Below are 25,073 nucleotides of genomic sequence, written 5' to 3'. Positions count from 1 at the left end.
GGCATTCGCGTGACAGCGATGATTCTATACGCCCACGAACAGAATCTGAAATAGACTAAGTTAACACTGGCCAGAACCGGCGACTGGCAACCGGGAACCAGTCACAACTCCGCTTCATTGCATGGAAACAACAACCTGAACACAGCACCTGACCCCGGTTTTCCTTCTGCCATCACGTAACCATGGTGGATCTCCATCACTTTTTGAACAATGGATAGGCCTACGCCGGAACCTGCATACTCCTTGTGTCCGTGGAGCCGGTGGAAGAGCTGAAAGATCTTGTCGGCATCGTCGCTACTGAACCCGATGCCATTATCGGCGACGGTAATGCACTGGAATTGTTTTTGATTGAGCTCCGGCGCCAACCTGAAGCCGGAGTTTGCCCCGGTGACCAGCTCCGCCGTGATGGTGATCCGTGGCGCAGTATCATGCTTCGAGAACTTGATGGCATTGCTGATCAGGTTTTGAAACAACTGTCTCAGCTTTACAGCGTCTCCGCTGACGGGATATAATCTCCCGACCTCCACGCGCGCATTTTTTTCGAGCATGGTTGTCTCAAGGTCTGTAAGCACATCGGTGATGATGGCAGCGGGATCCACAACTTGCCGGCTGTGCGCGTTACGCGATATTTTTGCATACGCAAGCAGGTCATCGATCAGCTGGCGCATTCTTTCCGAAGCCGTCTGCATTCTTCTAACGATGTCTTCCCCGGCTGTGCCAAGCGATGCACCGTGGTTGTTCTTCAGCACCTCACCGAATGATCTGATCTTGCGCAGCGGTTCCTGCAGGTCGTGGCTCACAACATAGGCAAACTGCTCGAGCTCCTGGTTGGAGCGTTCGAGATCGGCGTTTGCTTCGGTCAGCTCCTGTGTACGTTCCTTCACTCGTTTCTCCAGCTGCGAGGCGATCTGTTTCTGATCATCTATATCGGTCGTTGTGCCGAACCATTTCAATACGTTCCCTCCGGCATCCCGGTAAGGATAGGCCCGGCTGAGATGCCACTTTACAGCGCCATCTTTCATCGGCATGCGGTGTTCCTGTGCGTAGCTTTCACCCGTGGAAATGGCGCGCTTCCACGCTGTGTCCACCAGAGGTTTGTCTTCGCCATAAACGAGATCCTGCAGAGCTACGCTGCCCGGCACAAAGCTTTTCGCGGCGGCGAATTCCCAGATCCTTTTGTTGATGTAGGTTATCGCTCCGTTAGCATTTGTGATCCAGACGAGCTGTGGCATGGCGTCAGCCATCTGGATGAGCTCCAGCCTGCTCTCCTCCGTTTTTTTGCGGGCAGACACGATGTCCGTTACGTCATGGCCGAAGATCATCACGCCGTCGATCCGGCCCGGAGAAGGGAAGAATGGCGTGAATACGAAATTGAAAAAGAAATGGCTCGTTATATTCTCTTTGATCACCTCCGCCCTGAACTCGTTGAGGTAGTGGGTTTGGCCGGTGTCATAAACCTTTTCTACTATTTCAAAAATGTGCCTGCCTTCAAGCTCAGGCCAGGCCTCCCGCATGGTTCGCTGCATCACATCGCGATAGCCCCACCATTTCGCCAGGGGAGGGTTGAATATCTCGCACCTGCCTTCTCTGCCCCGCAGCACGCAGATCAGCGCCGGGGCATGTTCGAACAGGTTGCGCACATTACTTTCAATGGCATCGCCCGCGGGCGACTTATCCACACTTTCCATTTTGACGTAGGTGTTTATGACAGGTTGTCGTAAGAAATAAAGATCCGGCAGCATCGGGCATTGACGAGGTAAAGCCGCTGCCGTAAAGGATTTGAAAAAAATAATGCCCGGTAAAAAAGGCAGACTATCCGTGATGGTGGCTGTGGACGTATTGCCGAAGAGCGCTGATCATCCCTTGTATTTTTTCAGGATCACATCGAAGTCTTCCCTGCTGAAGCCCAGCTTGCCGGCAACCATGCCGATAAGATCGAGCTCCGCGGGCGCAAACTCTCCGTCTACCATCGCAACTTCGATCATTTCACCGAGCTGTTTCTCCCGTTCTTTCTGGTTTTGCGGGATGAGGTATTTGTATTCGTTGGCCTTTTGCAGCATCACATTGAACCGGTCAAGCGGAATGCCCTGCTCGTAGGCGATCTTCGAAAGTGCGGCTTTTTCAGTATCCTGGATCTTGCCATCTGCGGCCACTAGCGAGACGAGATTGCGGAAATGCTCAATTCTGGTGGTGTCTGTCATAGGAGTGGGTTTGGGGTTTACTTAAAGATAGGGATATTAAACGATTGATTTATATCGGTTGAAAATTTGAAGTTTAAAGTTTAAAGTTCAGGTCAGGTGTTTTCTCGACGGAATGCATCCAATGGATGAACAAAACAGTCATGCAGACACCACAAAACTTGAAACCTTAAACCTTAAACTTGAAACTTGAAACCTTAACTTTAAACTTGAAACTTGAAACTTTAAACCCTAACCTTCCGATTTCAAACCTTATCCGGTTCTTCCACAATAAACTTCCTCATTCATTATACTAACCACCCCGCCATCCCGTTAAAGCAAAAGAATAGTTCGCAGGTCTGACAACTTCCCTCCGTTGTTATGATGAAGATGATTTGTAGCTGCTAAAGGAGCCAGATAAACAGCACAAGGAAAATCCTTTCATGACCCTAAACCCCCTCATCGCCGGGCTGCTCATAGGCTGCAGCCACCTGTTACTTGCACAGGCGCCCGACACCCTCAAATCTTATACAACAGCGCATGTGCAGGGCGAGCCACCGCACATCGACGGACAACTCAACGATGCCGCCTGGCAGCAGGTGCCCTGGGGTGGCGGTGATTTCAAACAGATCTTCCCCAATAAGAACAAGCCAGCTTCGGTAAAAACACTTTTCAAGATCCTCTACGATGCCAAAAACCTCTACGTAGCTTTCAAATGCTACGACCCCGAGCCGGACAAGATCGTCAGCCGGATGTCGCGCCGCGATGGCTTTGAAGGCGACTGGGTGGAGATCAATATCGACAGCTACTATGATAAGCGTACGGCGTTCTCTTTCACCCCTTCTGTGTCGGGCGTGAAAGGTGACCAGTATGTATCCAACAACGGCGATATCTGGGACAACAGCTGGGACCCGATCTGGTACCTGAAGACCAGCATCGACGCCGAAGGCTGGGTAGCCGAGCTTCGCATACCACTCAGCCAGCTTCGGTTTGCCAACAAACCTGAGCTTATCTGGGGCCTGCAGATTCAGCGTAATTTTTTTCGCAACCAGGAAAACTCGGTGTGGCAGTACATTCCGCCGGAGATCGGGGGCTGGGTGCACCTGTTCGGCGACCTGAAGGGCATAAAAGGTATCAAACCCCAGAAGCAGTTGGAGATCCAGCCGTATGTGCTGGCCAAGACAGAAACGTTTGCCGAAGAAGAAGGGAACCCGTTCAGAACAGGTCACGCGTCAGCGGTAGATGTAGGGCTCGACGCCAAGATAGGCATCACCAGCGATATTACGCTTGACCTCACCGTGAACCCTGACTTCGGCCAGGTGGAGGCAGACCCTTCGCAGGTAAACCTCTCCGCCTTCGAGCTCTTCTTCCAGGAACGGCGGCCATTTTTCATCGAAGGCAACAACATCCTCGATTTTCCCCTGAACCCCTGGTTCAACAGCAATAATATTTTCTACTCACGCCGCATAGGCCGCACACCGCAGACACCTGCTGAAACGGATCCCGAGGATGATGACGATGACGTGACGGAACATACGCAGGTGATCCGGCAGACCACCATACTGGGCGCGGCCAAGCTCACAGGCAAGAATAAAAAAGGATTTTCGTGGGGGCTGCTGGAAACTGTTACCGCTCCGGAGTTTGCCAAAACCGACAGCCTGGGCGTGAGAGGAAGGCAGATCGTGGAGCCTACAACAAATTATTTTGTGGCACGGGCACAGCAGGACATCAACAAAGGCAATACCGTAGTGGGCGGAATTTTCACCGCTGTAAATCGCGATATCAAAGATCAACGCCTGCGCTGGCTCCATGACGATGCCTACACCGGCGGACTGGACCTGGTGCATCACTGGAAAGCGCGCACGTACTATGTCAACGCCAGAACGTTCACGAGCCATGTGCGGGGAAGCGCGGAAGCCATTACCAGCACGCAACGATCGTCGGAGCGTTATTTTCAGCGACCCGACAACGATCATGCTACTGTGGATGAGCAGCGTCGTTCGTTGACGGGAACCGGAGGCACGCTGGTGATCGGCAAAAAGAACGGCAACCTGATCTCAGACCTGGGCCTTGCCTATTCGTCTCCCGCGCTGGAGCTGAACGATGTCGGGTTCCTGGCCCAGACCGACAACATCACGCAATGGTGGTGGATGCAATACCGCGTGCAGGAGATACGTGGCTTTGCGCGATGGCAGCGATACAATGTGAACCAGTCGGCGGAGTGGGATTTCGACAGGCGTAACCTGAATGAATGGTACAACCTGAATGCGCATGTGCAGTTCAAAAATTTCTGGCGCCTCAGCATGGGCTCCACTTACCAGGTGCGTCGCGCTTCCAATGCCGACCTGCGCGGTGGTCCTGCGCTTCGTTACCCCGGATCGCTCGATTACTGGATCTTTGCCACCACTGATTCACGCAAGAAGTTCTATGTGGTGGTGAATCCGCAATGGCAATGGGGTTTCGAACATTATTTACGAAGTGCCAACCTCGATTTCGAATTTGTGTACAGGCCTGTGAATGCCCTCAACATCTCTCTGGCGCCGAGCCTGGGCTTTAACAACAACCAGATGCAGTATGTGGCCACCAGCGATGTGAATGGTGAGAACAGGTATGTGGTGGGAGAGATCGATCAGACCACAGCGCGTCTCACCATGCGCCTGACGTACATGATCACACCCAACCTTTCATTGCAGTATTACGGGCAGCCCTTCGGTACCTCGGGAAAGTACGACAGGTTCAAGTACATCACCAATTCTACCGCCCGCGCCTATACGAGCCGTTATGAGCAGATCTCCAGCCATTGGCTTACGCCGGATGAGGATGAATATCAGGTGGATGAGAACAGCGATCTTGTGGCCGATTATAATTTCGACAAACCCGATTTCAACTTTGGTCAGTTCCGCTCCAACATGGTGATGCGGTGGGAGTACATTCCGGGATCCACTTTCTTCCTTGTATGGACCACCGAAAGGAACGGCGAATTCTATGATCAGTCCGGCCCGCTCTACGAACGGTACCGGTTCAACTTCAGCGAGAAGCCGTACAATATTTTCCTGTTAAAGTTTACGTACCGGTTTGTGTTGTGAATTGGTCCACGGTCGAATCATATCACCAGGCTCAAGACGAATTCACTTTCAACTTGTTGCCAGTTGCCGGTTGCCGGCGTGCAGCGTGGACCACTCCTGCGATTTTCAGTTCATTGGGTGCTGCTTCTACCTGCAACTTGTCTCTCACGGTTATTTGAAATGAACACCAAACGCGGATGCCTACCCCCACCTCAACTGGCAACCGGTAACCGGCAACCGATCACCGGCAACTGCATTTTTTCACTACCTTCGTCCCCAAATAAAAACCCTGTACATGAAAATCATCGCCATTGTTCTTTCCTGTTTATGTTTCATAACACTCAAGGCTCAGACCACAGACCCAGCCGACCTGGTAAATCCTTTGATGGGCACGGCGTCGAAGCCCAGCCTCTCGACCGGTAACACTTATCCGGCCATCGCGCTGCCCTGGGGAATGAACTTCTGGATGCCGCAGACGGGCAGAATGGGCGACGGCTGGGCTTATACTTATAACGCTGACCGCATCCGGGGTTTCAAGCAAACACATCAGCCCAGTCCCTGGATCAACGACTACGGACAGTTTGCCGTGATGCCCGTTACCGGAAAGCTCCGGTTCAGTGAAGACGAACGCGCAAGCTGGTTTTCGCATAAAGCAGAAACTGCGCGACCTTATTATTACAGTGTTTACCTGGCTGACCATAACGTGACCACGGAGATCGTGCCCACCGAACGCGCCGCCATCTTCAGGTTTACCTTCCCGCAAACAGACAGCGCTCATATCGTGATTGATGCCCTCGATAAAGGATCATACATCAAAATCATTCCGGAGGCGAACAGGATCATCGGCTTCAGCACAAAGAACAGTGATGGTGTGCCTGACAACTTCAGGAATTATTTTGTGATCGAGTTCGACAAACCTTTCAACGCCACCGCAGTATGGCGCGGAAAGCAGGTGCAAAAAGATAAACGCGAATATGCACTCGAAAGGAATTTGCTGGAATACGAAGGAGATCAGGCAGGAGCCGTGCTCACGTTCAGGACTAAAAAAGGGGAGAAGGTGCACGCCCGCATCGCCTCGTCGTTCATCAGCCATGAGCAGGCAGCGCTGAACCTGAAAGAGCTCGGTCGCGATGATTTCGAGACCCTGAAACAGAAGGCGAAAGCTGCCTGGAACAAGGAGCTCTCACGCCTGCAGCCAGAGGGAGGTTCTGAGGAGCAGGTGCGCACGTTTTATTCGTGCCTCTACCGCGTGCTGTTGTTTCCCCGCAAATTTTACGAAACAGATGCGGCAGGAAAAATAGTGCATTACAGTCCTTACAACGGCAAAGTACTGCCCGGATATCTTTTTACCGATAACGGATTCTGGGACACGTTCAGGGCTGTGTTCCCCTTCTTCAACCTGATGTATCCTTCCCTGAATGCACAGATCATGGAAGGCCTTGTGAACACCTACAAAGAAAGCGGGTGGCTGCCGGAATGGGCGAGCCCGGGCCATCGTGATTGCATGATCGGATCGAACTCAGCCTCCATCATCGCAGATGCTTATTTGAAAGGAGTCAGAGGTTACGACATCCAGGCGCTGTACGAGGGTATTTTGAAGAACACCGAGAACGAGGGCCCCCTGAGCTCGGTGGGACGCGAGGGCGTTGCTTATTATAACAAGCTCGGCTACATACCTTACGATGTGAAGATCAATGAGAATGCAGCACGTACACTGGAATATGCATACGATGATTTTACCATCTGGCAGCTTGCGAAAGCATTGAACCGCCCGCAGGAGGAGATCGACCGTTTTGCCAAACGTTGCCAGCACTACCGGAACCTGTTCGACGCCGAGACGAAGCTCATGCGTGGCCGCAACAGCGATGGCACCTTTCAGAAGCCCTTCAATCCGTTCAAGTGGGGCGATGCCTTTACCGAAGGCAACAGCTGGCATTACACCTGGAGCGTGTTCCATGATGTTGAAGGACTGATCGGGCTGATGGGTGGAAAGAACGAGTTTGTGAAGATGCTCGATTCGGTCTTTGTGGTGCCACCCGTTTTTGATGAATCGTATTACGGCTTCGTCATTCATGAGATCCGTGAAATGCAGATCATGAACATGGGCAACTACGCACACGGCAACCAGCCCATCCAGCACATGACCTACCTCTACAACTATGCGGGCCAGCCGTGGAAGTCGCAATACTGGCTGCGTGAAGTGATGAACCGTTTGTATGCAGCAACGCCCGATGGCTATTGTGGCGATGAAGACAACGGCCAGACCTCGGCGTGGTATGTGTTCTCTTCGATGGGCTTTTATCCCGTATGCCCGGGAACAGACCAGTACGTGATCGGTGCGCCGCTCTTTAAAAAGATGACCTTACAGCTGGAGAACGGGAAGAAGATCGTGATCAGGGCACCCGATAACAACGCCGCCAACCGCTATGTGAATTCCGTTTCGGTTGACGGGAAGCCTTATTCGAAGACCTGGCTGAGCCATGCCGCGCTCATGAAAGGGGCTGTGATCGATTTTGGCATGTCAGCGAAGCCTAACCTGCAGCGTGGCACCCGGCAGGAAGATGTTCCTTATTCATTTTCGGGACAGCGGTGATGCAGTTAACCTATTGTTACCCGCCTGTGGTCGCCAACCTGTAAAACCGTTCCTTTATTTTAGTAGGAGATTTTAGTTAACGTGTGCCCAGGATAACGCCTTTACGGGATCCTGGGTACGCGGTTTTTTATAGATGCCCTCCCACAACTCTTTGGGCGTCCGCGCGTTAGAACGAGAATCCGGCTGTTTCATTCTTTGGGTTATCACGTTAAATCCCCCTCAAGCTATGATCTCCAGTTATCTCAAACTCGCGTTGCGCCTGCTGGCCAGGAGCCCGCTCATGTCATTGATCAACGTGCTGGGCCTCGCCGCCGGCTTCACCGTGTTTTTTGTGCTGTGGCCTTATACGCGACATGAGCTCGCCAGCGAGCAGTTCATCCGCGACTACGATCGCATCGTTCGTTTCGGCATCGTATGGAATCAGCTGAACAAAAACGATGAATGGAGCAGCGATGTGATGGCAACCTCACATCCCGGGGTGGCGCATACCATCGGGTCTGAGTTCACTGAAGTAGAATCGTTCACCCGTGTATTCTACCAGCAGAATTTCACCCGCGCCGGCATGCCGCACGGCAAGGACTTTACGGCCGCTGTTATCAACACAACAGGAGAGAAGGTATTGTTTCAGGGTGAGCATTTCGCATACGCCGATCCTAACGTGTTTTCCTTTTTTGGCCTGCCACTGGTTTCAGGCGATCCGGAGCAGGTGCTGGCCGAACCGGGGTCGCTGGTGGTGTCTGAAGATTTTGCCCTCCGTCATTTTGGTCATGGATCGCCCATAGGCAGACAGTTATTCATACACGATACCGTGGTGTTCCACATTACCGGTGTTTTCAAAAACCTTCCGGCCAACACACACATGAAGCTCGAGGCGGTGGCATCGGACATGCTCATCCGGAAAAAGATCGATGTAACTCCTTTCACGGCGGAGGCGCACACTTATTTTAGATTGCGGACGGGAACAGATCGCCTCGCGTTGGAGAAGAGACTTAACGGATTTAACACTCAACACTGGGAACCGGTGGTGCGTGAGTCAGGATATAATACGTCACGGGTAAAGCTGAGCTCGTATCTTCAGCCGCTGCAAGACATACCTTTTTCAAAATTCTCGGGCGACCATCACTTTGCCAAATCACGGGACACGTTGCGCTTCCTCAATGTGGTGCCGCTCATCATCCTGGCGATGGCCTGGATCAACTATGTGAACCTGATCATGGCATCCCATGGAAAAAGGATCAAGGAGCTGATCACGCGAAAAAACGCGGGCGCGCGCCCCTTGGATTTTATCAGGCAGTTTGCGCTGGAGTCATTGCTGATCAACGTTATCGCATGCCTGCTGGCCGTTGTGTTCATTAAGCTCTTCCGGTACCCCCTCCAGGTTTACCTTCATTTTTATGTGCCTTCGCCCGCAGACATTCCAGTGCAAACCGCACTTGTGATGACCGCTATGCTGGTGACGGGTATTTTCGCGCCAGCGGCGTATGCTGCGCTGGTCACCCTTAATCGCACGCCCCATGCTTTGATGACCTCCGTGAAATGGAAGAACAATGAGACCGTTCTGGGAAAGACCCTGGTCGTCTTTCAGTATACATCAGCCATCGTGCTGGTGGTTTATGCCTTCGCTGTCTACCGGCAGCTCGATGCAGTGCTCAACAGCTCCATGGGCATCGACAGGCGTGATGTGGTAGTGATCGATGCACCGGCCAACGCGAGCAGGAAAGACCTGGATTTTTTCGTGCGTCAATGTGAGACGTTTGCCGGGGTGGAGCAGCTGACCACCAGCACGCACATTACCGGTGACGATGCCTGGTCGGTAGTGGTTTTCTGGAAAGAAAGTGATAGCCGTGCTTTCCTGGCGCACAGCACCGGGGGCGTGGATGCAGGCTTCATTCCTTTCTACGGCATCGAGCTGGTGGCCGGCAGAAATTTCTCTGCTACCGGTATCGGAGACTCCTCCGCCATCATCGTGAGCGAGGCCATGGTTGAATTTCTCGGATTATCCGATGCTGCACAGGCCGTCGGGAAGACACTCTCCGTATGGACCCGGCGCGGTGAAGAAAAACAGGATGCCACGATCGTTGGTGTGATCAGGAGCTTCCAGGAAAAAACCTTGTTCAGGCATGTGGAGGCAGACCAGGATCGCGATGCCCTGGGCCACAGTCGTATCATTCTGACGTATGGCAGCGCACTGACAGGTTTTCAACGGCACAAGATCTCCCTTCGCATACCACACAAAAATCTTGATAGCACGTTGGCCGGACTGGAGACCTCCTACAGGGAATTATTTCCCGGCAAGCTTTTCCGCTGGAGTTTTCTGGAAGACCACATGAACCGTCACTACAGCTACGAAAAAGTGACCCGTAACCAGATCATCGTTTTTACTGTGCTCGCCATTTTCATTGCCTGTCTTGGACTTCTTGGCGCTATTGATAACAAGGCGCTACAGAAGCAAAGAGAGGTTGTGATCCGGAAGGTGTATGGCGCAAGCATGGTGGATGTCAGTGGTATGCTCATGTTGTCTACGGCGCGGCACATGACGCTTTCCGTGGTGCTTGGTATTCCGCTGGCCATCTATCCTGTGCGTCAGTATCTCGCCAAATTTGCCCCGGGCTTTTCATTCGGATGGTGGCATTACGCCATCCCGGTGCTGATATTGATCGTGATCCTGCTGGCCACCGTATCGTCTGTGCTGCTGAATGCCGCGCGAAAGAACCCGGTGGATGTGCTGCGGCACAATTGACCTCAATGAATAAAAAAAGGACGCCGACTCCACATCAGCGTCCCGAAGGTAGATTGATTGAAAGTAATGTCTAGAATTTAAGCACCGGTGGCAGGTATTTGGCCACGAGGTCTTCATAATAAGGCTTGAGTGCTTTCCAGTCCGGCGGATTCGGGTTTTTCGAATACAGGTCGTACGGATTGAAAAGGTCCACGAACTTGAACATCTCATGGTCATGCTCATCCATCAGGTGCTCGTAGGCGTGCTCGCGATGCTGGGCGTAGAATGAGTGATAGCGCAGCATGTACAGGCCCTGTTCAGGCAGGTGATCTTTCATCATCTGGTATACATACTCGTCGTGTCCCCATGACATGTGTACGTTCCGCAGTCCGCAGTTAGGGGAGTAGACCCCATATTTTGTGTTGTAGCGGCTGTCGGTACTATCTGCGTTGTATTGAAAGAACTCAGGATAAACGATCTTGTCGGAGTGTTTGCATCCTACCGGGAAGGTGTCGCCTACCACAGCCCATTGCGGCTCGCCGAAGAGGCAGAGTACTTTACCCATGTCGTGAAGCAATCCTGTAAGCACCATCCAGTCGGGGTGGCCGTCTCGGCGGATGGCTTCCGAGGTTTGCAGCAGGTGCTGGAGCTGGTCCAGGTCGGTATCCGGATCGGAATCATCCACCAGCTGGTTCAGGAAGGTGAAGGCATCCCAGATGGGCATTTCCTTACGGTTGAACTGAAGGTATTCTGCCCTTTTCTGCAGCACAAAATCATACGTCTGATGCGTGTGGTTGAGCCTGTAGAATTCTTTTACCGTGTCGCGCACCGGGGTCTCGTAGTTCCGGTATTCGTCCTTCGATTTTCCCGTGGCGATCGTTTCAGGATCGGGGTAGCGTCTGAGGATATCGTCTTCCCACTCGTCCAGTGATTTCAGCGGGGCATTCTCTTGCTGTATGTTCATATATTCAGTGTCTTTGATTCAAATCCTCAGCAGTAATCACTGGGCCTCCGTGGTCTGTCGACCGTGGACCGTGGACTGCCTTTTAGTATTACGAACTTCCTAAATATTATTATGCATTGCAGCAGGCCGGTTCTTTTTATTTACGAAACCGGTTTCGTAAAATAGCTGCTCAGACGCATATCTATGGGCATAACCATTCGAAAAATCGCCAAAGACCTGAAGCTGGCGGTCTCCACCGTATCAAAAGCCCTGCGCGACAGCCATGAGATCAGCGACGAAACCAAGCGCCTGGTGTTTGAGCACGCCAGGAAACTGCAGTACGTGCCCAACCCGTATGCCGGCAGCCTGAAGAACAGGACTACCCGGAACATTGCTATTGTGCTGCCCGAAGTTGCCGACACTTTTTTTTCCAACGCCATCAACGGCATCGATAGCGTCGCCCAGGCAAAGGGTTATCATGTGATGGTGTACCTCACCCATGAAAGCCGTGAGCGCGAAGAGTCGATCCTGGAAGAGCTCCGCAGTGGCCGGGTAGACGGCATCCTGATCTCTGTATCGGTAGGGGTGAAGCGCGACAGTGCCGTACATGCGCGGCTGGCACAGGATCTGCCCCTGATCTTTTTTGACAGGGTGTGCGATGAAGTAGCCACCGCCAAAGTGCTCACAGACGATTTCGAAGCTTCTTACAAGGCCACCACACACCTGATCTCGAAGGGGTGCCGTGAGATCATCTTTCTGGACACCGCAGCAGGCCTCTCCATTACCGACCAGCGCAGGAGCGGTTTTCTCAAAGCACTTGCCGATCATGGAATCAAAAATGGCGACCGTCATGTAGTGCAATGCAGCGAAGATGAGAACGAAAGCCTCGATACCATACAAAAGGTGCTGCGCAGAAAAAACAAGGTAGATGGTGTAATCGGCTCCGTGGAGAAGCTCGCCATCCAGACCTATACGGCGTGTCATGCCTGCGGACTGTCGATCCCACGCGATGTTAAAGTACTTGCCTTCTCCAACCTGCAGATCGCGGCACTGCTGGCACCACCACTCACCACCGTTGTGCAGCCCGCATTCGAGATGGGCAAAGCCGCGGCCACACTGCTGTTCAAGGCGCTCGCCAGAAAGGTGGACCTGCGCACAGAACGCATCGTATTGCCTTCCGTGCTCCACGAACGCGAATCGACTCAGTAAGGTACGAAGTACGAGGGACGAGGATCTTCCTCCGATCGAAGCACTCACATACGTACTTCGTATTTCGTACCTCGTACCTCGTACCTACTCTGGTTCTTCCTTCGTTTTAGACGATCCAATACCAATGCTGTTCGACCGGATCCTGTTCAGAAGATCGTCGCGGAAATTCTTGCCGACTTTCAGCTCGATATTGTTCACCTTTACGGTATTGCCTTCGAGCGCGGTGATGCGGTTGAAGTTGACGATGAACGAGCGGTGGATCTGCACAAACTGTTCGGAGGGTAAAATGTCGAGCAGCGCTTTCAGTGAATGATAGATGGTATAATTTTCATCCTTCAGGTGGATCCTCACATATTCATGCAGGCTTTCAATGTAGAGGATGCTATCAAGGCTCACGCGGATGATCTTCTGCGGTCCCGTTTTGATGAAGAATGAGTTTCCTTCCATGCCAGCGATAGGAGAGGGGCTGGTCTTTGCCTGCTGCTCCGCTTTTAGCTTCAGGTCGATCTGGTCTTTGGCCTTGTTCACGGCCTGGAGGAAACGTTCGAAGTAAATGGGCTTCAGCAGGTATTCGATCACGTCGAGCTGATAACCTTCCAGCGCATGTTCCGAATATGCTGTGGTGATGATGATCTCGGGCTTGCGCTTCAGGGTTCTGATAAAGTCGATGCCGTTCAGGTCCGGCATGTTCACATCGAGGAACACCAGGTCTATCTTCTGCTCCTGCAGCAGCGGGATGGCTTCGAACGCGCTTTCGCAGAGCGCCGCCACCTCCAGGTATGGCACTTTCTGTACATAGCCGTCCAGGAGCTGCCGTGCCAGGAATTCGTCATCAATGATGAGGCATTTCAACTTCAATCCAGGTGCATTTTAAGTTCCACTTCGAATATACCATTATTTTTTCCGATGCGCAGGCTGTGTTTTGCGGGGTATAGCAGCGTCAGTCTGTGCTTCACATTGCCGAGGCCTATGCCTTGCCGGTCAGGGCCTGCGGATTTTTTTTCGCGGAAAGAGTTCTTCATCGTGAGCAGCAGAACCGTGCGGCTGATGATAAGCTCTGCGTGAATGAATCCCTGCGCGTTCACGTTCAGGTCGCCATGCTTGAAGCAGTTCTCCAGGAAATTGATGAGCAGCAGCGGAGCGATCTTCAGTCCGTTGGCATCGCCATGCACTACCATAACGGCATTCAGCTTCCGGTGACTCTTCAGCTGGTGCAGGTCGATATAGTTCTGCAGGTATTCGATCTCTTTTTGCAGCGGCACAAGGTCTGCATTGCAGTCGTAGATCATGTAACGCATCATGTCTGAGACCTTTCCCACCATGGGTGCCGCATTGCGCGAGTTCACCTGGCACAACGCGTAGATATTGTTGAGTGTATTGAAAAGAAAATGAGGGTTCACCTGGCTTTTCAGAAAATTCAGCTCCGACTCCAGCTGGATCGACTTCATGCTCTGTTGTTTTTTAACGACGGCGATCCGCCAGCGGTAGGCGAACACCCCCAGGGTTAGCAAAGCCAGGGTGCATAAGGTGATGAACCACCAGGTGGCATAGAACGGTTTTTCAACAATGATCTTCAATGTAATGGCGTCGCTCCATACACCATCGCTGTTCGAAGCGCGCACCTTGAAGTAATACGTGGCCGGTTCGAGGTTCGTATAGTTGGCAAACCGCACATTGGCGTCGCGGTACGTCCACTGCTTGTCAAATCCCTCCAGCATGTAGGCATATCTGTTCTTCTGCGGGTTTACGTAGTGAAGGGCAACGAACTCGAACGAGATAGAGCGCTGACCCGGTGTAAAGGTGATCGCGTCATGTGCCTGCATCTTTTGCCTGATCTCTTCCAGGCCGAATGACCTCACTTCCGAGAGAGGATTGTCAAAGGCCTTGACGCCGGTGATGCTTACCTGTGGTGGATTGGGATTGTCAGGAACACGATCGGGATGGAAAATATTCAGGCCATTGATGCCCCCGAAAAACATCAGGCCATCGCTGTTTTGATAAAATGCGTTTTCGGTGAACTCGTTGCTTTGCAGGCCGTCGCTCACATCATAGTTCCTGAACCGCTTCTGCAAGGGATCGAACTTACCGATTCCCTTCGTGGAGCTGAACCACAGCTGGCCATGGCTGTCTTCCATAACGCCGTAGACGAGGTTGCTCGGCAGGCCGTTATTCACCGTATAAGTTTCACAGCTCTTGTCGGCCACGTTGAAGTGACAAAGTCCGTCAGCTGTTGCCAGCCAGACATTGCCATGGCTGTCTTTAAATACATCGAAGATATTGTTGGAGGGAAGGCTGGCAGGGTTTTCAGGAGAGGAGTGAAGCGTGGTAAACATGTTCTCTCCCTTGTTGAAGATGCTGATCCCTTTTTCACCCACCACGATCCAGGGCGTTCCGGAAGCGTCGAGCTCGAGCTCTCGGATATTCTGGATCGAAAATCCCTGGTGCAGTGACGCGGCCTGCGATATGAATGCATACTGGTTTGTTGCCGGGTCAAAGTGCATCACAAGATCCCACGCCGCCATCCAGAGGCCTTGCTGCTGATCGCCTTTGATGTCATACACCCTGACCTCTTCGTCGTGTTCGCCTTTTGGATGATAGGGGATGAAGTCATCGGTGGCAGCGCGGTACCTGCTGAACCCATTGTAGTGGCCTGCCCACAGGTTCTGGCCTGCATCTATCCAGAGCGAGCGGATAAAACGGTGGCCGATGCTATTGCGTTTGCCTGGCTCGGGTCGGTATACCTTTCCCGTTTTTCCAAAAGCATCGATGCGCACGAGGCCCTGGTCGTTCGTTCCTGCCCATATGTTTCCTTTTGCATCCTGCGTGATGGCTCTTAGCGTGCCCAGCTGAAAGGCACCGGAGGTTGTTTCTATGCTCTCGATATGATCGAACTTGTATTTATACTGTGCATATCGATATAGCCCTTTGTTCCGGGTACCGATCCATACTACGTTAGACCGGTCTTCGTATACGTCATTGATCTCCTCGCTCGTCACCTTCTTGAATTTGTCGTCGGTGCGGAGATGGCTGAAGAATTCAAAGCCGTGCGGCTGTTCCACGGCTGTGTAAAGCCCGTCATATCTTGTGGCGATCCAATACCTCCCTTCATGATCCTTCATCACCTTACGGATCATTATTGTGCTGACGGTGAAAGGGCTGTTTGCCTGTTTCAGGTATTGCCCGAAGGCGTCCAGCAGTGCGGAATGCGTGTCATCGTGGTCACCTTCGGACAATGGCCCGGAGCTGTTTAGCAGATGAAAGCTGTCGTCTGCGGCATCATACCGGAGTGTGTTGCCATGCTGTGAGCAAACGTACAAGGTGCTGTCGCGCTCGCCAATGAAGTCGAGCACGTCGAGCTCGGCCCCGGCAGCCTGCTCGAGATGGTAGGTGCTGAACTCATCCTTTGCAGGAGTATACCGTATGATGGTGCTGGTGAACTCATCGTACAGCCACAGATGGTGCTGGTGATCTTCGTAGATCGCCGTGATCCTGTTGTTGGAGATGCTGCCCTTTTTCTGGTGATCGTGCTTGTAAACGGTGATGCCGTAGCCATCGTAGCGGTTAAGCCCGTCAAGCGTTCCTATCCAGAGCACGCCGTGACTGTCCTGAAAAACAGTATAAACGGAATTGCTTGAAAGCCCTTCGGCGATGCTGAGGCGATCGAAACGGATCTGCTGTGCCTGCGTTGACGTGCACGCAGCACAAAACAAGAAAACAGTTAACGAGGCGATGATGACAGCACCTGTCAAAGGCGACGCAACTTTTGCGAAGCAGTTTGTTATAGGCGATGCGCGCAGACCGGTACATTCCGTTCGTTGAAGAAAAGCAGCCGTAGGTATGCCCGGAACATGATGTTCGGTGAAAATATTTTTCAAATGCAGCATTTTAAACTAAATCTGTAAAAGTATTGCTGAGCACTTCAGAAAAAAAGATACTACATATTTAACAGCTTACGAGGAGAATTTGATGATGCCGGCATTTTTTATTTTTCAATGCATGACCCTTCGTTGAGAACCGCGTGAAGATCTTCTGATGACACATCGTTCGCTTACGAAACCGGTTTCGTAAGTAAAGTACAGACCACTGTAATGCAATGTGTTGTATTCTTTCCAAGTTTGTATTAAGTGTTGTTTTGACAATTAATTCCTAACCCAATACACTTATGAGACAATTATACGCATGGATCCTTTTATGTTGCATGATGGGCCTTCCCTATGCAGACGCTGCAGCGCAGAGCCAGCTGCAGGTGAGCGGGAAAGTCACCTCGAATGACGTTCCCGTGCCCGGTGTTTCCATTCACGTGAAAGGCACAACATCCGGTGTTGCCACAGACGCCCAGGGCGAGTATGTTATCCTGCTGAACGACAACAACGCAGTGCTCGTATTTTCATTCATCGGTTATGTAACGGAAGAAGTGCAGGTGAACGGAAGAACGGTGCTGGATGTGGCGATGACAGAAGACATCACCACGCTGAGCGAGGTTGTGGTGGTAGGATATGGTACCGACTCCCGCAGGAACCTGACCAGCACGGTCACCACTGTTAAACCCGACGAGCTGAACAGAGGTGCTATTACAGATGTTGGTCAATTGCTTCAGGGTAAAGTTCCAGGTTTGAATATTACGGCCAGTGGAGATCCTAACAAACCCGCGGCGGTGATTTTACGCGGTGCTTCCACGATCAACAGCTCGCAAGGGCCCTTTTATGTCATCGATGGCATCCTGGGCGCTGACATAGCCACGGTAGCACCTGATGACATTGCATCGATCGATGTGTTAAAAGATGCCGCAGCAACCGCGATCTATGGAAACAGGGCTGCTAACGGTGTGATCATGATCACTACCAGAAGGGGGAAAGGTGATATGCAGGTATCTTATAGCGCTTACATCGGAACAGAAAAGGTTTCCAACCAATTAGACATGATGGACGCGGCTCAATTGACAGCTTTTAATTCAAAAAACGGCCAGGCATTTACACCTGCCGATGATAAAGGTGCGAATACAAACTGGCAAAAGGAAATAGAAAGAAGCGCTGCCTTTTCACAAAATCATAACCTTTCCATTGGAGGCGGAACCGATCGCGGCAGCTATCATGCAAGTTTAAATTACCAGACCAAGGAAGGTATATTGTTGAACAGCGATATGAAACGTGTTATTGCACACTTATCGTTGGAGCAACGCGCGTTGAAGGATAAAGTAAAATTTGGATTGAATGTGACGAATTCAAATACAGATAACAGCGACCTTGCTTATCGCAATACCATTTTACTGCAATCAGCATCCTACCTGCCTGTGTCACCGGTGAAAAATGCCGATGGTACTTACTTCGAAAATTTTGTTAAGTCAGGGTATTACAATCCCGTTGCCATGCTCAACCATAGCGAGATGGGAACCAAAACAAATCTGGTGACAGGAATTTTTACAACCCAGGTTCAACTGCCTTTTGGCCTTACCTATGATATCAATCTCTCTTACCAGAATTCGTCGTACCTGTTCGGATCTTATCTCGATAAATATTTCACATCCAAGTATAATAACATGTACGATAACCCGGATCCAGGATACAGCGGACATACGTTGCAAACTTTTGGTGTTAATGGCCAGGCTACCAGAAGCGCTTACCAGGACAGCAAGAAAATTCTGGAGACTTTTGTGACCTGGAATAAGGAATTCGGCGATCACAACATCAAAGCGGTTGTAGGTTACACATGGCAGGATAACGTGATAGGAGATGGCTTTCAGGCAACCACCAGTAACTTTCCGGTAGATGACACGGGTTATAACAACCTGGCGTTAAGCAATCCCAGCACATATAATAGCGGCTTGTATTTTAGCGGAAGCCAGGCTTATCAGCGCACCCGGTTGATTTCAGATTTCGCAAGGTTAAATTATAATTTTAAAGACAAGTATTTGTTGCAGGCCTCCGTCAGAAGAGATGGAAGCTCTGTTTTTGGCAAGAACAACAGGTGGGGCACGTTCCCTTCTGTAGGTGCTGCGTGGAGGATCAGCCAGGAAGCATTCATGCAAAACCAGCAGCTCTTCGGTGACCTGAAGTTGCGTGTGAGCTACGGCGTTACTGGTAATTCATCAGGCTTTAACGCCTATACAGCTCAATTTATATCGGGTAGCGCAGGCACATATTATTACAACGGCGTTAACCTTACCGCTGCCTATGGACCGACGCAGGCTGCCAACTTTGATCTGCAATGGGAGAAAACAGCCACTGCTAATATTGGCTTGGATTTCGCCATCTTCAACGACAGGGTTCATGGATCGGTGGATGTGTACGACAAGAAAACCACCGATATGATCTATACCTATAGGGTCGATCCCATGGTTGTTCCCGCAGGAAGCATTGTAGCCAACGGTGGGTCGTTAAGTAACAAGGGTATTGAGCTGAGCCTGGACGCCGCGATGATCAGCGCGGGCGATCTTACGTGGAACACAGGCCTGGGTATTACGCATAATAAAAATGAGATCACAAAATTAACCAGCCCTGCGTTTATTGGTGGCGATTCTGTTAACGTGAGTTTTCCTGAAGGCGGTGGTCAATCAGGCGCGTCATTACAACTTTTAAAAGAAGGTTATCCGCTTGGACAGTTCTTTACGCTGCAATATGCGGGTAAAAATGAGGCGGGTGTTTCACAGTATATTGACAGCAATGGTGCGATAACAACCTCACCGCTGAGAACGGATTATCATTACGCCGGCAATGCCCAGCCAAAATTGTTACTGGGTTGGACCAACAACTTCCGGTATAAGCGGTTCGATTTGAATTTCTTTATCAGGGGTGTTTTTGGTAACAAGATCTTCAATGCCACCCGTGCTGATCTTTTCAGGCCGTCTACAGCGATGACCACAAATATTTTAGTTGATGCTGCGAATGAGTCGCCTGCCGACGGTAATGCCTATAAATATTCCACACGATTTATTGAAAGTGGTGACTATATAAGATTCGATAATGCCACCCTGGGGTACAATGTTAAAATTGCGAGCAACTATATAAAGACGCTGCGGATATATACATCGGCCAATAACCTTTTTGTGATCACGAAGTTCAAAGGCGTTGACCCTGAAGTAAATCAGGGTGGAATAGCGCCCGGGGTGGACTACAATAACTTCTACCCTAAGACCCGTACTTTCTTATTGGGCGCGAAAATTTCTTTTTAATCGGAGTACCTAAAACATTGGATTATGAAAAAGATAACTAAATATATTTTTCCCATACTGATCTTCAGCGCATTGATAGCGTGTCAGGATTTGGATGTACCGATCACCACACAATTGACACCGGATGTTTTTCCGCGTGATTCAGTTCAGTTTATTGCGGCCTCCGGACAGGTTTATGCAGCCTTAAGAGGGAACTATGCTACAGAGTATTTCTTTCAGCAATGTTACAGTACGGATGAAGGCATTATGCCAGCGAGAGGAGGTAACTGGTTCGATGGCGGACAGAACAAAGAGATGCACTATCACAGCTGGACGAAAGACAATGGTTATGTGAATGGCAACTGGTACTGGTTATCTGCCATTATAGGTATGGCAAATCAAACGTTGTCGATCTTGGGGACCAACGAGCCGGAAAGCGCTTTTAAAAATACCAACCTGGCGGAGATCAGAATGGTGAAAGCGTTCGCCTATTTTATGCTGATGGATAATTATGGTAACGTGCCCATTATAAAAGGATATGGCGAGCTGTACCAGCATCCAACAGTTCCAAGAGCAGAGGTGTTTAAATACATTGAAGATGAGATCAAGGCCTGTTTGCCATACCTGAGCACAAAGAATGATGTTTCTACTTATGGGCGTCCCAACTACTACACCGCTCAGGCTTTATTGGCGAAAATGTATATCAACGCTTTAGAGTACACCGGAACGGAGCGGAACAATGATTGTATTGCAGCCTGCGATGCTATCATCAGCTCCGGTAAATTCAGCTTAGCGTCAATAGCAGACTACCTTGTGATGTTCTACCCAACCAACGGACCGACATCGCCTGGAAGTAAGAACGAATTTATTTTCGCGATACCGTTTGACGCCACGTCGGTTGGCAACGTCGGCCGGTCTGCAAATTATAAGGCGCGTTATGATGTGCCGCGCTCTATGGGAAAAGTGGCAGCAGGAGCCGGTTACAATTATTTCAACATTCCCTATACGCCGGGCGGCCCTGCCAGCACCCTGCCAGAGTACTATGCATACTTCAACGATGCAAACGATGTTAGAAATAAACAATGGTTAACGGGCCTGCAATACCTTCCCAATGGTGTGACGCCACTGAACATCACTACCACTAAGGCAGGTTATGATGCCATTGCTTACCCGGGTGATAATACACCGTATACGTTCCAGCTGAATCTTGTGCCCAATATTACACTGAGACAATCCGTAGAATTATTTGATTGTGGTAATGATGAAGTGGCCTGGAACATGGGGTACCGCAATATCAAATTTTATCCGGATGCCACATCCACCAGCAGAAATCAGAACAATGATATTCCTGTTTTCCGTTATTCGGATATTATTCTGATGAAGGCGGAAGCTATCCAGCGCGGAGGTAACGCAACGCTTGGCCACACGCCTTTATCGTTGGTCAATATGTTAAGAGCTGTTCGCACTACATCGGCAGCGTTGGGCAGCGTAACACTTGATGACATCTATGCGGAACGTTGTCGTGAGTTTGCCTGGGAAGGATGGCATCGAAATGACATGATCCGTTTTGGAAAATATGAAGGAACATGGGGATTCAAAACCAGCAGTGATCCGAACAAACGGTTATTTCCCATCCCTACAAATGCAACAAGCGTGAACAAGTTATTGTCACAAAATCCAGGTTATTAAGACGCTGGTGCAGAAGGAAAGATTGAGTGGGTGTGGAGAAACGGGGGTGGCTTCGGGGTTACGTGCCACCCTTCGTTTTTTCGATTGCACTTTTACCGTTATCAATGAAAATTCAATTGATCCATGAGATTGAACGTACGCCTGAATATAATTTTTACCTGCGCGCTGCTGTGCTTATCTGCAAGCTCATGGGCCCAGCACGAGGTCCGGTCGGCAAAAGCGTTGATCAGGCGTGTAGTGCCTGAATATGCCGATAGGTTCGTGGTGGAGTTGCTGCCATCGTCGTCGGGCGATGCATTCGAGATCGAAAGCAGGGACGGCCTCATTATCCTGCGCGGAAGCAACGGTGTATCCATTGCCTCGGCGTTGTATTATTATATTAAAGAATATGGCCATGGGCAGATCACCTGGAACGGCATCAACATCAACCTGCCGGATCCGCTGCCACAAGTTCCTGCGAAAGTGCGTCGCAGCAGCCCCTATGCATACCGTTATTACCTCAACTATTGTACGTTCAACTACAGCATGAGCTGGTGGGACTGGCCGCGCTGGGAGAAGGAGATCGATTGGATGGCGCTCCACGGCATCAACATGCCACTGGCCATTACGGGGCAGGAATACGTCTGGCAACAGGTATACCGCGACATTGGATTTTCAGACGAGGAGCTCCGGGGATTTTTCAGCGGACCTGCCTACTTCGCCTGGTTTTGGATGGGCAACCTCGACGCATGGGGTGGACCGCTGCCACAGAAGTGGGTGGAGAGTCACAAGGTGCTTCAGCAAAAGATCGTGAACCGTCTGCGCGAGCTTGGCATGAAGCCCGTGCTCCCCGCCTTTACCGGTCACGTGCCGCCATCATTTGCAAAACGTTTTCCGTCGGCGAAACTGAAAAAAACGAATTGGGGCAATGGGTTTGCCGATACCTACATCCTTGATCCGGAAGATTCGCTGTTCGCCGTCATTGCCCGGAAATTCCTCGAGAAGCAAAACCAGGTCTATGGCACCGACCACCTGTATTCTGCCGATACCTTCAATGAGAACGAGCCTCCCTCTGATGAACCTGCATATCTTTCATTGTTGGGCAAGCGGGTCTATGAAGGTATGAAAGCCGCCGATCCGCAGGCCACCTGGGTGATGCAGGGCTGGTTGTTTTACAGTGACCGGAAGTTCTGGCATGCACCGCAGATCAAAGCGTTGCTTGGCGCCGTGCCTGACGATCGAATGATCATCCTCGACCTCGCCGCCGAAATCGAGCCGGTCTGGAAACGCACGGAGGCGTTTTATGGAAAGCCCTGGATCTGGAACATGCTCCACAACTTTGGGGGTAACATCAGCCTGTTCGGGCGTATCGATGGTGTAGCTTCGGGAGCATCGCTCGCCTTGAAAGACACGACTTCAGGGAAAATGAAAGGTATAGGACTCACGATGGAAGGCATTGAGCAGAACCCTGTGCTATATGAGTTGATGACGGATCACACCTGGAGGAACGAGCCCATCGACCTCGATGCGTGGCTGCCCGCCTATATTCAGAACAGGTACGGAAGCCAGGACAGTCACGCCCTTCAAGCATGGCACGTGCTGAGACAGACGGTGTACAACGGAAAGGATATTCGCGATGGTGCCGAATCGATCATCGTGGCGCGCCCCACCCTTGAAGCGGAAAGGCGCTGGGCGAAAACACGGCTGAATTATGCCCCGGCAGACCTGCTTCCCGCATGGGACGAGCTGTTGCTGGCTTCACCAACCTGTAAAAAATTTGATGGCTACCGGTACGACCTGGTAGACGTTACCCGCCAGGTACTTGCCAATTATGCCTTGGTGCTTCATGCCCGCGCAGTAAAGGCTTTCAACGAAAAAGACCTTGCTGCTTTCTCCACGCACAGCAGCCAGTTCCTTTCGTTGATGAGTGACCTCGATAAGCTGCTGGCTTCCCGCAAAGATTTCCTGCTGGGACCGTGGATCGTACAGGCCCGCAGCTGCGGCAAAACTCCGGAAGAGCAAAACCTGTATGAACGCAATGCACGCAACCTGATCACCCTCTGGGGCGGTGAAGACAACCGCCTTCATGAATATGCCTGCCGGCAGTGGAGCGGCCTCATCAGCGATTTTTACAAGCCACGTTGGGAACAGTTTTTCCAGGTACTGCAATATTCTTTGAAGAATAAAACGGGACCGAACCTCGACAGCTTTGAAGCAGACATCAGGAAATGGGAGTGGCGCTGGGTAAATGCCCGCAAGGATTTTCCGACACAATCATCCGGCGATCCTGTTAAGATCGCGCAGCAGCTCCATGACCGGTACAGAACTGTGATCGAAAGCTCTTATAATTGACCGAACGATGGAGAAGCCAGCGCACGTGATTCAAGCCCAGGCAAGCGAAAAAAGCAACAGCGTCACAGACGCGCAACGTTTCCTTTCCCTCGATGTATTTCGTGGCATCACCATCTGCCTGATGATCATCGTGAACACACCAGGCAAAGGCGCTCCACTTTATTCGTACCTGGTACACGCCCGGTGGTTGGGCTTTACGCTGGCCGACCTGATCTTTCCTTCTTTTCTTTTTGCTGTCGGCAACGCCATGAGCTTCTCGGAGAAGAAACTGGCCCGGGTTCCGGAGACTGTTTTTCTAAGCAAAGTGATCCGGCGTTTCGTGCTGATTTTCCTTGCAGGATATCTCATGTACTGGTTTCCGTTCTTCACTCCGTTGCCGGACGGCGCATGGGTGATGAAACCATTCAGTGATACCCGCATCATGGGTGTTCTTCAACGCATCGCCATCTGTTACCTGAGTGCAGCATTGCTGGTGCGTTACCTGTCGCAGGAAACCACCGTCATCATCGGCGCCTTGCTGTTGCTGGCCTACTGGGGTGTGTTATATATGTTCGGCGATCCCGGAGCGGAGTTCACAATGGGAGGGAACGCCATTGCCAGGCTTGATATCTTCCTGCTGGGCGAAAGCCACATTTATAAGAAAGATGTGGTGCCCTTTGATCCGGAAGGCATCCTCAGCACCTTGCCCGCGGTGGTCAACGTGCTGATCGGTTATTGGGCAGGACTTTTCATCCAGCAAAAAGGGAGGTCCTTTGAATCACTTGTCCGCATGATGATAGCAGGCCTGCTACTGGTAGTCACGGCGTTGGCGTGGGATCTTGCATTTCCCATTTCCAAAAAGCTTTGGACAAGCTCCTTTGTGCTGTATACCACGGGCATCGATATCCTGGTGCTGTCAGTGCTCATCTACTGGGTGGAGATCAGGGAAAGGAATTTTGCCACCCATTTTTTTACCGTATTTGGAAAGAACCCTTTGTTCATTTATCTCCTGTCAGAGTTGCTTTACATCGTGCTGATGATGGTCAGCCTGCCTTCGGGTGAGCCGGTTTTTGAATGGGTGAGCGTGGCTGTTTTCCAACGCCTGTTACCCGGTGCCGCAGGGGCGCTGGCTACAGCCATTTGTTTTATGATGGTTTGCTGGTGCGCAGCATGGTGGCTCGACAGAAGGAGAATTTATATCAGGATCTGAAGTTCGTTCAG

13 protein-coding genes are annotated in these 25,073 nt (G+C 51.1%); 8 read left to right on the top strand and 5 right to left on the bottom strand.

Annotated elements, in window-relative coordinates; translation table 11 throughout:
• Positions 1-101: 101 nt before the first annotated feature.
• Both KK083_RS12455 and KK083_RS12450 read right to left on the bottom strand, forming a co-directional pair.
• Positions 102-1,688 (bottom strand): sensor histidine kinase, encoded by a 1,587-nt coding sequence (locus KK083_RS12455; protein WP_254163565.1) that lies wholly within the window; start codon positions 1,686-1,688, stop codon positions 102-104.
• Between the two features lie 168 nt (positions 1,689-1,856).
• Complete coding sequence (locus KK083_RS12450) at positions 1,857-2,201, bottom strand: TerB family tellurite resistance protein (RefSeq protein ID WP_254163564.1); 345 nt, start codon at positions 2,199-2,201, stop codon at positions 1,857-1,859.
• 419 nt (positions 2,202-2,620) lie between these two features.
• Here KK083_RS12450 and KK083_RS12445 point away from each other — a divergent pair, with 419 nt between their 5' ends.
• From KK083_RS12445 to KK083_RS12435, 3 genes are all read left to right on the top strand, one after another.
• The gene (locus tag KK083_RS12445; protein ID WP_254163563.1) at positions 2,621-5,263 is read left to right on the top strand and encodes a DUF5916 domain-containing protein; all 2,643 of its coding nucleotides are present in this window, start codon (positions 2,621-2,623) and stop codon (positions 5,261-5,263) included.
• Positions 5,264-5,537: 274 nt separating this feature from the next.
• Entirely contained in the window at positions 5,538-7,835 is a 2,298-nt protein-coding gene (locus tag KK083_RS12440) for a GH92 family glycosyl hydrolase (protein WP_254163562.1), read from the top strand.
• 226 nt (positions 7,836-8,061) lie between these two features.
• Positions 8,062-10,575, top strand: a complete 2,514-nt coding sequence (locus KK083_RS12435; RefSeq protein ID WP_254163561.1) for an ABC transporter permease — start codon at positions 8,062-8,064, stop codon at positions 10,573-10,575.
• Positions 10,576-10,645: 70 nt separating this feature from the next.
• Here the strand turns inward: KK083_RS12435 and KK083_RS12430 are convergent, their stop codons facing one another.
• A complete protein-coding gene (locus KK083_RS12430) occupies positions 10,646-11,518 on the bottom strand; it encodes an inositol oxygenase family protein (RefSeq protein WP_262899509.1) in 873 nt (290 codons plus the stop codon).
• 183 nt (positions 11,519-11,701) lie between these two features.
• Between KK083_RS12430 and KK083_RS12425 the strand changes: the two genes are divergently transcribed.
• The gene (locus KK083_RS12425) at positions 11,702-12,706 is read left to right on the top strand and encodes a LacI family DNA-binding transcriptional regulator (protein WP_254163560.1); all 1,005 of its coding nucleotides are present in this window, start codon (positions 11,702-11,704) and stop codon (positions 12,704-12,706) included.
• 84 nt (positions 12,707-12,790) lie between these two features.
• On the opposite strand, the gene KK083_RS12420 is transcribed toward KK083_RS12425, so the two are convergent.
• Positions 12,791-13,564, bottom strand: a complete 774-nt coding sequence (locus KK083_RS12420) for a LytR/AlgR family response regulator transcription factor (protein WP_254163559.1) — start codon at positions 13,562-13,564, stop codon at positions 12,791-12,793.
• Positions 13,561-16,581 (bottom strand): ligand-binding sensor domain-containing protein, encoded by a 3,021-nt coding sequence (locus KK083_RS12415; protein WP_254163558.1) that lies wholly within the window; start codon positions 16,579-16,581, stop codon positions 13,561-13,563. Before KK083_RS12415 ends, KK083_RS12420 begins: the two co-directional genes overlap by 4 nt.
• Before the next feature lie 287 nt (positions 16,582-16,868).
• On the opposite strand from KK083_RS12415, the gene KK083_RS12410 reads away from it, so the two are divergent.
• The 4 genes from KK083_RS12410 to KK083_RS12395 all read left to right on the top strand — a co-directional run bounded on the left by KK083_RS12410 (position 16,869) and on the right by KK083_RS12395 (position 25,062).
• On the top strand, positions 16,869-19,874 hold the full coding sequence (locus tag KK083_RS12410; protein WP_254163557.1) for a SusC/RagA family TonB-linked outer membrane protein: 3,006 nt from the start codon (positions 16,869-16,871) through the stop codon (positions 19,872-19,874).
• A 24-nt stretch (positions 19,875-19,898) separates the two neighbouring features.
• Entirely contained in the window at positions 19,899-21,542 is a 1,644-nt protein-coding gene (locus tag KK083_RS12405; protein ID WP_254163556.1) for a RagB/SusD family nutrient uptake outer membrane protein, read from the top strand.
• Positions 21,543-21,665: 123 nt separating this feature from the next.
• Positions 21,666-23,873 (top strand): alpha-N-acetylglucosaminidase, encoded by a 2,208-nt coding sequence (locus tag KK083_RS12400; RefSeq protein WP_254163555.1) that lies wholly within the window; start codon positions 21,666-21,668, stop codon positions 23,871-23,873.
• A 7-nt stretch (positions 23,874-23,880) separates the two neighbouring features.
• Positions 23,881-25,062 (top strand): acyltransferase family protein, encoded by a 1,182-nt coding sequence (locus KK083_RS12395; protein ID WP_254163554.1) that lies wholly within the window; start codon positions 23,881-23,883, stop codon positions 25,060-25,062.
• The last annotated feature ends 11 nt before the right edge of the window (positions 25,063-25,073 follow it).

This window comes from Chryseosolibacter histidinae (assembly GCF_018598225.1).
In the GTDB taxonomy this organism is placed as follows: Bacteria; Bacteroidota; Bacteroidia; order Cytophagales; family Cyclobacteriaceae; genus Chryseosolibacter; species Chryseosolibacter histidini.
Note: the sequence above shows the minus strand (reverse complement) of the source record. Positions and strands in the feature narration are given on the sequence as shown.